Genomic DNA, 10,628 nt, shown 5'->3' on the forward strand with positions numbered 1-10,628 from the left:
CGTCGGAGAAGACGTTGGGGTCGGGCACCTGAGGGCTGGCCACCCGGCTGCCCGGGGGCGGGCGGCTGCGGCTGCTGTCCGGGCTGTCCGGGTGCGGGGCGGCCGGGCACCGGGCCGGGGCGTGCCGGCGCTTCCGCCGGGGCGGCCGGGGCCGCTTGGGCGGCGGCGGTCGTCGTCCCGCCTGCGGCTTCGCCGTTGGCCTCGCCATTGCCGATGGCCTTGTCGAGTGCCTGGTCAAGCGAGTTGTCCGGACCCTTGGCCGGAGCCTTGGCGGCCGCCTTGGCCGCCGTTTTCTGGGGAGCCGGCTTGCCGCCCCCGAAGGATTCGCGCAGTCGACGAGCGACCGGCGCTTCCACCGTTGACGATGCGGATTTTACGAATTCGCCCTGTTCATTCAGCCGGGCGAGAACTTCCTTGCTGGTAACACCGAGTTCCTTGGCCAACTCGTGTACGCGGGCCTTACCTGCCACTACATCTCCTGTCTAAGAGGCGACAGTCGTGGGGCCGCGCCTCGGGTTTAGCTATGACGCATGGTCATCGGGACTTCACGGTGTGCTCATGTTCTTTGCTACCTGTTCTGTTGCCGTGCTGGTTGAGCGTTTCCACGTGCTCGACCAGCGCGGATGTGTCCGGTGGACGGTCGATGCGCAGCGCTCTGGTGAGAGCCCGCCGCCGAATCGCCTGTTGCACGCACTGCGGTACGGGATGCAACCATGCACCCCGCCCCGGCCGGTTGGCCCTGGCGTCAACGATCACGGCATGTTCGCCGTTCCCGTCCGACACAGCCACCACGCGAAGCAGTTCGACGGCCAGCTCTCGCTTTCGGCACCCGACACACGTCCGGACAGGTCCGTCCACACGTCTGTGCGCCCGGGCCGAAGGCTCACGCTGGATCACGGCTCAGTCTAGCGTCACTTATCCGATGGTCAGAACCGCCCAATGGTGGGCGCGGGATCCGCTAGCGGTCGTGCGCCATCCCGTGGGTGGCGCCGTGTTCGGGGCGGCTCTCCGAATGCGACTCCGATCCCCCCGGCGTATCGCCGCGGATGTCGATCCGCCACCCGGTGAGGCGCGCGGCCAACCGCGCGTTCTGGCCCTCCTTGCCGATGGCCAGGGACAGCTGGAAGTCGGGCACCACCACGCGGGCGGCGCGGGCGTTCGGGTCGATGATCGACACGGAAACCACCTTGGCCGGCGACAGCGCGTTGGCGACGAAGCGCGACGGGTCCTCGTCGTAGTCGATGATGTCGATCTTCTCCCCGGAAAGCTCGCTCATCACGTTGCGGACCCGCTGGCCCATCGGGCCGATGCAGGCCCCTTTCGCGTTTAGCCCGGGAACGTTGGACTTCACCGCGATCTTGGAGCGGTGGCCGGCCTCCCGAGCCACCGCCACGATTTCCACCGACCCGTCGGCGATCTCGGGAACTTCCAGGGAGAACAGCTTGCGGACCAGGTTGGGATGCGTTCGGGACAGGGTGATCAGCGGCTCCCGGGACCCGCGGGTCACGCCGATGACGTAGCAGCGGACCCGGTTGCCATGTTCGTAGCTTTCGCCGGGCACCTGTTCGGCCGCCGGGATCACGCCCTCGGAGGCCTTGGTCTCGGTGCCCATCCGGACGACGACCAGGCCGCGGGCGTTGGCGCGGTTGTCCCGCTGAATGACGCCCGCGACGATCTCGCCCTCGCGGGTGGAGAACTCACCGTAGGTGCGCTCGTTCTCCGCGTCCCGAAACCGCTGCAGCATGACCTGACGGGCGGTGGTGGCGGCGATCCGGCCGAAACCCTCGGGGGTGTCGTCCCATTCGCTGATGACGTTGCCGTCCTCGTCGGTCTCTCGGGCGACGACCTTGACGACGCCGGTCTTGCGGTCGATCTCGATGCGCGCGTCGTTCTGGTGGCCCTCGGTGTGCCGGTAGGCCGTGAGCAGCGCCGACTTGATCGTCTCGAGCAGCTCGTTGACCGAGATGCCGCGATCCACCTCGATGGCGTGCAGCGCGCCCATGTCGATGTTCATCAGCGCCGCTCCTTTCCCCCGCAAGCGGGAGGTGCCCCCACATCGCTACGTCCCCCTGGCCGCTTCGCGGCTGGGGGCGCCCCCACTGCATCGTCGCCGGCGCGGTTCATGCTCCGGCCTCCGTCCTGTCGGCACGGCCCGCCAGGTCCAACTCCGCCTGGGCGGGGGGCGAAAACTCCACCTGGACAACGGCTTTGGCGATATCGGCGAGCGGCAATTCGCGCAGCCGGTAGTCCCGTCCCGCGCGGACCACCAGCGCGACGGAATCGCCGCGCGTCTCGCCGACGCGACCGGTCAGTCGCGCACCGTCCGCGAGGACGACGTCGACCTTGCGGCCGCGGGCGCGACGGAAATGTTTTGCAGTGGTCAGCGGGCGGTCCACGCCGGGCGAACTCACCTCGAGCACATAGCGGTCCGCGACGTCGTCGAGGCCGTCCAGCAAAGCCGACGCCGAGCGCGACAGCGTCGCGATGGTGTCCAGGTCGAGGGCTTTGTCACCGTCGGCGACCACCATGATCCGCGGCGGGCGCGTCCGGGCGTCGATGACCACGTCTTCGATCTCGTATCCGGCGCGCGCGAACTCGTCACCGAGTAGCTCGATCACCTGCGTCTGCGAAGGTAGCCCGGTGGTCACGGCGAGCTCCTCATCTTGAGTTGTCCGGTCAGCTGGAGGGCGTCGCCACCCTATTGCCCTGCGGGCGGCTCCAGTGTCCTGGCGGAACGCGAAGGCTGCCGTTCCGCGAGAGCAGCTATCAACGATACGCCAGGAATCGCGTCTGACGGCCGGATCGCGTCCTGGCTTCGTACCCACCCCCGAACCGATGGCAGGATGTGTTTGTGTCTAGCGCATTTCCGGTCGTCAACCGGCGGGGTGTGCTCGCCGGCGGCGCGGCTCTGGCTGCGCTCGGGGTGGTGACCTCCGCCTGCGGCGAGTCCCCGCCCAAGGCCCCGTCCGTCGAAGAGCTGCTGGGGCCGCTGGACCAGGCCCGCAAGGACAGCGCGCTGGCCGGCGCCGCCGCGGCCGCCGTCGGCAACCCACCGCAGATCGCCGCCGCGCTGACGGTCGTCGCGAGTCAGCGCGCCGCGCACGCCCGCGCCCTGTCCACGGAGATCTCGCGGGCGGCCGGCAAGATCACCGCCTCCTCGACCAGCGAGACGACGGGCCCCAGCCCGAGCCCCGCCGAGCCGGCGGGGCCGCCGCCGCCTCCCCCGCCGGTGTCCGACGTGATCAACGCCCTGCGGGCCTCGGCGGACAGCGCCAGCCGACTGGTGGCGGGCGAATCCGGCTACCGCGCGGGGTTGCTCGCCTCGATCATCGCGTCCTGCACCGCGTCGTACACCGTCGCCCTGGTGCCAGGGGGCCCGTCGATATGAGTTCCGGCAAGGACGCGGACAACGCGGCGCTCTGCGACGCGCTGGCCATCGAACACTCGACGATCTACGGCTACGGCATGGTCTCGGCGTTGTCGCCGCCCAGCGTCAACGGCCTGGTGGTGGAAGCGCTCTCCCAGCACCGCCAGCGCCGCGACGACGTGATCGCGATGCTGACCGCCCGCAAGGTCAACGCGCCGGTCGCGGCCCCCGGCTACCAGTTGCCGATCCTGGTGGGCAGCGCGGCGGACGCGGCGCGGCTGGCGGCGCGGATGGAAAACGATGGCGCGTCGGCCTGGCGCGTGGTGATCGAGCACGCCGAGACGGCCGACGACCGCGCGTTCGCCGCCACGGCACTGACGCAAAGCGCGGTGATGGCCGCCCGGTGGAACCGGGTGCTGGGTGCCTGGCCCATTACGACGAGCTTTCCCGGCGGAAATGACTAGCGGCGCGAGGGTTTTCAGCGCTACCCGGTCAGGGCGGCCACGACGTCGGTGGCCAGCGACGGCCCGGTGGCCAGCTCGCGCGTCTGTCCGCTGAAGCGGTCGCGCAGCTCCACCACGCCGTTGCCCCAGCCGCGCCCGACCACCAGGATCCATGGAACGCCCAGCAACTCGGCGTCCTTGAACTTGACCCCGGGCGACGCCTGCCGGTCGTCCAGTAGCACCTCGATGCCCAACCGGTCCAGGTCGGCGGCCAGCGCGGTGGCCCCGGTGCGGGCGTCCGCGTCTTTATTGGCGATCACCAGGTGGACGTCGAACGGCGCGACCGAAGACGGCCAGCGCAGGCCCAGCTCGTCGTGGTGCTGCTCGGCGATAACCGCCACCATCCGCGACACCCCGAGGCCGTAGGACCCCATGGTCAGCCGCACCGGCTTGCCGTCCTCACCGAGCACGTCGGCGGTGAAGGCATCGGTGTATTTGCGGCCGAGCTGGAAGATGTGCGCGACCTCGATGCCGCGGGCCGACACCAGCGGGCCGGCGCCGTCGGGCGATGGATCGCCGTCGCGCACCTCGGCGGCCTCGATGGTGCCGTCGGCGGTGAAATCCCGGCCGGCCACCAGGCCGACGGCGTGCCGGCCGGGCTCGTCCGCCCCGGTGATCCAGCTGGTGCCGTCCACCACCCGCGGGTCGACGAGGTAACGAACACCGTTGTCCCGCAGCGCCTTCGGACCGATGTAGCCCTTCACCAGGAATGGGTATTTGGCGAAGTCGGAGTCGTCGAGCAACGCGTAGTCGGCCGGTTCCAGCGCGGCGCCGAGCCTCTTGTCGTCGACGTCGCGGTCGCCCGGCAGGCCGATGGCCAGCAGCTCCCACTCCCCGCCGGGCTGTCGCACCTTGAGCAGCACGTTCTTCAGCGTGTCCGCGGCGGCGACGGTGCGACCGAGGTCGGCCGTGTTGGCCCAGTCCACCAGGGTGGCGATGGTCGGGGTGTCACCGGTGTCGTGGACCACCGCCTCGGGCAGCCCGTCGATCGGCTTGGCCTGCGGGCGGGCGGTGATGACGGCCTCGACGTTGGCCGCATACCCCGATTCCAGGCAGCGCACGAAGGTGTCTTCGCCGACCGGGCTTTCGGCCAGGAACTCCTCCGACGCACTGCCGCCCATCGCCCCCGATACCGCGGACACGATCACGTAGCGCACCTGGAGCCGGTTGAAGATGCGCTGGTAGGCCTCGCGGTGCGCGTGATAGGCGGCCTTGAGTCCGGCGTCGTCGATGTCGAACGAGTAGGAGTCCTTCATCAGGAACTCGCGCACCCGCAGGATCCCCGCGCGCGGACGCGCCTCGTCGCGGTATTTGTTCTGGATTTGATAGAGCAGCACCGGAAAGTCTTTGTACGAGCTGTATTCACCCTTGACGGTCAGGGTGAACACCTCCTCGTGCGTGGGCCCCAGCAGGTAGTCATTGCCGCGGCGGTCCTTCAGGCGGAAGACGCCGTCGCCGTATTCGGTCCACCGGTTCGTGGTCTCGTATGGCGCGCGCGGCAGCAGGGCGGGAAACAGGATCTCCTGGCCGCCGATCGCGTTCATCTCCTCGCGGACGACGGCCTCGATCTTGCGCAGCACCCGCAGGCCGAGCGGCAGCCAGCTGTAGAGCCCGGGCGCGATCGGCCGGATGTAGCCGGCGCGGATCAGAAGTTTGTGGCTGGGCACTTCGGCGTCAGCGGGGTCGTCGCGCAACGTGCGCAAGAACAGCTCGGACATCCGGGTGATCACAGCGGGCCAGCCTAGCGTGGCCGGTACCTGCGACGAGCGTCACGCCAGCGCAACGCCCGCATGCCAACGCCACTCTGTCGCGACGGTCGGCAACCCGTTGAGCTACAGCTCGCCGGCGTCGATCGCTTCCTTGACCTCTTGCGCGTGGGCCACCTGCGCGGGCGTGTAGCCGATCAACAGCGCCGCGGCGCCGACGACGACGGCCACGCCGGCCACCCACAGCAGGCCGTAGGTGTAGCCCTGGTCGAGCGCGTGCAATTGGAGGTCGTTCATGATCTTGACCGGGCCGGTGGTGCCGCCCATGTACAGCGTGCGGGAGGTGATCACGGCCTGGATGACGGCCAGCACGAGCGGACCGCCGAGGCTCTGCAGCATCAACGCGATCGCCGACACCGGGCCGATCTGGTCGAAGCCGACACCGGCGATGGCCGCCAGCGTCAGCGGGACGACGCAGATGCCGATGCCGATCCCGCCCACGATGATGGGGAGCACCAGGTTGGGGAAATAGGGCACGCCGCGGTGCATGAACGCCCAGCCGTAGAGCATCGCCCAGAACAGCAGGATTCCGCCGCCGATCGTCAACACCCGGGGCGAGAACCGCGACACCAGTTGCGAGGAGACGCCCAGGCCGATCCCCATCGCGATGACGAACGGGATGAAGCCGACGCCGGCGCGCAGCGCGCTGTAGCCGAGGATGTCCTGCACGTACAGGCCGATGCACACCGTCAGGCTGAACATGAGGCCGCCGGCCAGGAAGATCGCGGCGAACGTGACCAGCCGGTTGCGGTCGCGGAACAGATCGAATGGGACGACCGGGTTTTCGGCGGTTCGCTCGACGATGATGAAGGCGAGAGCGGCGGCCATCGCGACCACGCCCGAGCCGACGGTGGTGATCGAGACCCAACCCTTTTCCGGCCCCATCGAGAAGGCGAAGACGGCGGCGGTGCACGCCAGCGTCGCCAGCATGGCGCCGGTGGCGTCGAGCTTCATCCGCTCGCGGTTGGTCTCGCGCAGCGCGGTGCGCGCGAGGTAGATCATCACCAGGCCGATCGGCACGTTCACCAGGAACGCCAGTCGCCAGGACACCTCGGTCAGCGCCCCGCCGACGACGAGGCCCATCACCGAGCCGACGGCCGTCATCGCGGCGAACACCGCCGTCGCGAAGTTACGCGCGGGCCCCTTGGGGAAGGTGGTCGCGACCAGCGCCAGCCCCGTCGGGGAGGCGATGGCGGAACCGACCCCCTGCGAGAGCCGCGCGATGACCATGGTCACCTCGTCCCACGCGACCGCGCACAGCACCGAGGAGATGGTGAACAACGCGACGCCCACGATGAAGGTGCGCTTGCGTCCGATGGTGTCGCCGAGTCGGCCGCCCAGCAGCATCAGCCCGCCGAACGTGAGCACATATGCGGTGATCACCCAGCTACGGCCGGCGTCGGACAGGCTGAGCTCGTTCTGGATCCGGGGAAGCGCGACGATGGCGACGGTGCTGTCCATGGTCGCCAGCAACTGCATACCGCCGATGGCGATCACGGCCGCGATGAAGCGGCTGGAAGGCAGCCAGGCCGGGTAGTACTTGCTGAGGCGAGTGGAGGCGGTCTCCGCCGGGCGCGTGGAGCGCGCCGGGGCCGGACGATCGGGGCGCGCGGACGTGAAGTTCCGCACCGCGCGCTCTGTGTCGTTGAGGGCCGTCATAAAGGGTTACCTTACAGTAATCTTAAGATCCGTTTAAAGCCCGAAAGCCGCCACTGGCCCGATCACGATGATCGCGGGAGGTCGGATGCCTTCGGCTCGGATCTTTTCCGGCGTGTCGGCGAGAGTGGCCCGCAAAGTGTGCTGAGCCGCTGTCGTTCCATGTTGAACCACCAGGACCGGCGTTTCCGCAGGTCGGCCGCCCGCTATGAGTGCGTCGGCGAAAAGCTCGATGCGTTCGACGGCCATCAGCAAAACGATGGTGCCGGACAGCGCGGCCAGCGCATTCCAATTCACTAACGATTCGGGGTGACCGGGCGCCAGATGTCCGCTGACCACGACGAATTCGTGATTTATGGCCCGATGCGTGACCGGAACGCCGGCCAGGGCGGGCACTCCTATGGCGCTCGTCACACCCGGCACGACGGTGACCGGGATCCCGGCGTCGACGCACGCCTGCACTTCCTCGTAGCCGCGGGCGAAGACGAACGGGTCCCCGCCCTTGAGCCGGACGACGAACTTCCCGGACCGGGCGCGTTCGATCATGACGTCGTTGATCGCGTCCTGCGCCATCGCCCGCCCGTAGGGGATCTTGGCGGCGTCGATGACCTCCACGTGTGGCGGCAGCTCGGCCAAGAGTTCCGGCGGCGCCAGCCGGTCGGCGACCACCACGTCCGCGTGAGCCAGCAGCCGGCGCCCGCGCACGGTGATCAGTTCGGGGTCGCCGGGCCCGCCGCCGACGAGGGCCACCCCACCGCGTACGACGTCGGGGCTCACCGCGCTGTCCGGGGCGATGACCCCGGTCTGCAGCGCCTCCCGGATCGCCGAGCGGATGGCCGCGGACCGGCGGTGCTCGCCGCCCGCGAGCACCCCGACCGATAACCCTTCGTAGCTGAAGGACGCCGGGGTCACCGCGGTCCCTTCGACGGCGACGTCGGCGCGGACGCAGAAGAGGTGGCGGCGCTCGGCTTCCGCGACGATGGCCGCGTTCACCTGCGCGTCGTTGGTGGCGGCGATCGCGTACCAGGCCCCGTCGAGGTCACCGTCGCGGTATTCGCGCAGCGACAACGTGATTCCGGTCATCGCCTCGACCGACCTGGTGGCGCTGCGGGAGATGACGTGTACCTCCGCGCCGCTGGCGATGAGCAAGGGCAGCCGGCGCTGGGCAACCGAGCCACCGCCGACCACGACGACCTTCTTGCCGGCCAGGCGCAGTCCGGCGAGGTAGGCGTTCTCGGTCACCGGGCAAGCCTAGTGGCGACCGCGAGCGCGGCGGAAAACGCCGGGCGCTGCGGGTCGCCACCATCGGCCTAGTGGCGACCGCGAGCGCCTAGACGGAGGGCATGTTGGCGCCGCCCAGCCGGCGGGCGGCGTGCGCGACGAACCGCGCGACGGCTTGTGGCGCGGCAGCCGGATGGGTGTGCAGATACGAGGCGTGCACTCCGGCGTGCACGACGCCTTCGCGCACGGGATCCGCGTCGTTGCCCCGATAGGCCCAGGCCGGCTGGTAGCCGTCGCTGAATGCGATTGCGGTCCGGTGGAATTCATGCCCCACCACCCGTTGCCCGGCGGAATAGAGCGGCGAATCGGCCACTGCGACGGCGTCGCGATAGGCCAACGTCAAATTCGGCGTGAACCGCGCCGACCCGGCCAGCACTCCGCACATCGGGTAGCCGTCGAGTTCGGTGGCCAGATAAATCAGGCCCGCGCATTCGGCGTGTATCGGCGCGCCGGCGGCCGCCAGCTCGTTGATCTGCCGGCGCACGGCGTCGTTGGCCGAGAGCTCCGCAGTGAACTGTTCCGGGAAGCCGCCGGGCAGCAACACCGCGTCCGTGCCATCCGGCAACTCCTCAGCCAGCGGGTCGAATTCGACCACGTCGGCGCCGGCGGCCCGCAGCAGCTCGGCGTGCTCGGCATAGCCGAAGCTGAACGCCTTACCCGCCGCCATCGCCACTGTGGCGTGCCCTCCGGGCGTCTCCCCCACCGCGGACGCCGGGTCCCACGCCGTGCCGGTCCGGCTCGCGGCGACAGCGGCCACGGCCGCCACCGCCGCAAGGTCGACGTGACGGGCGACCAGGTCGGTCATCGCCTCGACCGCCAGCCGCGCCCGCCGCCCGTACTCCACCGCGGTGACCAGACCCAGATACCTTGTCGGGAGCTCTAATTCGGCGGTTCGTGGAATGGACCCCAGCACCGCGACACCGGCCTGCTCGCAGGCCTGCCGCAGCACGTGTTCGTGCCGGGCCGAACCGACCCGGTTGAGGATCACACCGCGGACCCGGGTCGCGGCATCGAACGTCGAAAAGCCATGCAGCAGTGCGGCGATGCTGTGGCTCTGGCCGCGCGCGTCGACCACCAGAATCACGGGCGCACCCAGCAGGCCGGCCACGTGCGCGGTGGAGCCTTCCGCGGGACCAGCCGCGGCGGGCCCGATCCGCCCGTCGAAGAGCCCCATCACCCCCTCGATCACCGCGATGTCCGCACCGCCCGAGCCGTGCGCGTACAGCGGGCCGACGAGGTTCTCGCCGACCAGAACCGGGTCCAGGTTGCGGCCGGGACGCCCGGCGGCCAGGCCGTGATAACCGGGGTCGATGAAGTCCGGGCCCACCTTGAACGGAGCGACGGCATGGCCCGCCCGTCGCAGCGCGCCGATCAAACCCGTTGCGACGGTTGTCTTTCCGCTGCCCGACGTCGGCGCGGCGACGACGACCGCGGGAACACTCACCACTCGATGCCCTTCTGCCCCTTGCGGCCCGCATCCATCGGGTGCTTGACCTTGGTCATCTCGGTGACCAGATCGGCGGCCTCGATCAACCGCCGCGGGGCATCGCGACCGGTGATGACCACGTGCTGGTGGCCCGGGCGTGCCAACAGCACGTCGACCACCTCGTCGACGTCCACCCACCCCCATTTCAGCGGGTAGGTGAACTCGTCGAGCACATAGAAGTCGTGGCGCTGATCGGCCAGCCGGCGCGAGATCTCCGCCCACCCGTCGGCCGCGGCCGCGGCGTGATCGAGTTCGCTGCCCGCCTTTCGCGACCACGACCAGCCCGCGCCCATCTTGTGCCATTCCACCGGCCCACCGATGTTGTGCTGTTGGTGCACCTGACCGAGTTGAGCGAAGGCGCTCTCCTCGCCCACCCTCCATTTGGCGCTCTTGACGAACTGGAAGACCGCTACGGAGAGCCCGACATTCCAGGCCCGCAACGCCATTCCGAATGCGGCGGTGGACTTCCCCTTGCCGGGGCCGGTGTGCACCGCCAGCACCGGGGTGTTGCGCCGGGCCCTGGTGCTGAGTCCATCCTCGGGGACCTGCAGTGGGCGGCCTTGTGGCAT

The 10,628-nt window shown here is 69.6% G+C and carries 11 protein-coding genes; 2 read left to right on the top strand and 9 right to left on the bottom strand.

What is annotated here, in order from left to right; genetic code table 11:
- From A5750_RS26305 to rimP, 4 genes are all read right to left on the bottom strand, one after another.
- Positions 1-470, bottom strand: a 470-nt coding sequence (locus A5750_RS26305; RefSeq protein WP_231989168.1) for a translation initiation factor IF-2 N-terminal domain-containing protein, incomplete at its 3' end; no start/stop codon positions are given.
- A gap of 64 nt (positions 471-534) precedes the next feature.
- Complete coding sequence (locus A5750_RS25285) at positions 535-897, bottom strand: YlxR family protein (RefSeq protein WP_082948082.1); 363 nt, start codon at positions 895-897, stop codon at positions 535-537.
- Positions 898-958: 61 nt separating this feature from the next.
- Entirely contained in the window at positions 959-2,014 is a 1,056-nt protein-coding gene (nusA, locus tag A5750_RS10555) for a transcription termination factor NusA (protein WP_066946445.1), read from the bottom strand.
- 106 nt (positions 2,015-2,120) lie between these two features.
- Complete coding sequence (gene rimP / locus A5750_RS10560) at positions 2,121-2,648, bottom strand: ribosome maturation factor RimP (RefSeq protein WP_066946442.1); 528 nt, start codon at positions 2,646-2,648, stop codon at positions 2,121-2,123.
- Positions 2,649-2,851: 203 nt separating this feature from the next.
- Here rimP and A5750_RS10565 point away from each other — a divergent pair, with 203 nt between their 5' ends.
- Positions 2,852-3,388, top strand: a complete 537-nt coding sequence (locus A5750_RS10565) for a hypothetical protein (protein WP_066946440.1) — start codon at positions 2,852-2,854, stop codon at positions 3,386-3,388.
- Positions 3,385-3,831, top strand: a complete 447-nt coding sequence (locus A5750_RS10570; RefSeq protein WP_066946437.1) for a ferritin-like domain-containing protein — start codon at positions 3,385-3,387, stop codon at positions 3,829-3,831. Before A5750_RS10565 ends, A5750_RS10570 begins: the two co-directional genes overlap by 4 nt.
- A gap of 20 nt (positions 3,832-3,851) precedes the next feature.
- On the opposite strand, the gene A5750_RS10575 is transcribed toward A5750_RS10570, so the two are convergent.
- From A5750_RS10575 to cobO, 5 genes are all read right to left on the bottom strand, one after another.
- On the bottom strand, positions 3,852-5,600 hold the full coding sequence (locus tag A5750_RS10575) for a proline--tRNA ligase (RefSeq protein ID WP_066946431.1): 1,749 nt from the start codon (positions 5,598-5,600) through the stop codon (positions 3,852-3,854).
- 102 nt (positions 5,601-5,702) lie between these two features.
- The gene (locus A5750_RS10580) at positions 5,703-7,295 is read right to left on the bottom strand and encodes an MFS transporter (protein ID WP_066946428.1); all 1,593 of its coding nucleotides are present in this window, start codon (positions 7,293-7,295) and stop codon (positions 5,703-5,705) included.
- Positions 7,296-7,328: 33 nt separating this feature from the next.
- The gene (cobA, locus tag A5750_RS10585) at positions 7,329-8,534 is read right to left on the bottom strand and encodes a uroporphyrinogen-III C-methyltransferase (RefSeq protein WP_066946425.1); all 1,206 of its coding nucleotides are present in this window, start codon (positions 8,532-8,534) and stop codon (positions 7,329-7,331) included.
- Positions 8,535-8,622: 88 nt separating this feature from the next.
- Positions 8,623-10,017, bottom strand: a complete 1,395-nt coding sequence (locus A5750_RS10590; protein WP_066946422.1) for a cobyrinate a,c-diamide synthase — start codon at positions 10,015-10,017, stop codon at positions 8,623-8,625.
- On the bottom strand, positions 10,014-10,628 hold the full coding sequence (gene cobO, locus A5750_RS10595; protein WP_066946419.1) for a cob(I)yrinic acid a,c-diamide adenosyltransferase: 615 nt from the start codon (positions 10,626-10,628) through the stop codon (positions 10,014-10,016). The genes A5750_RS10590 and cobO overlap by 4 nt, the downstream gene beginning before the upstream one ends.

Source organism: Mycobacterium sp. 852002-51613_SCH5001154 (assembly GCF_001667425.1).
Classification (GTDB): domain Bacteria; phylum Actinomycetota; class Actinomycetes; order Mycobacteriales; family Mycobacteriaceae; genus Mycobacterium.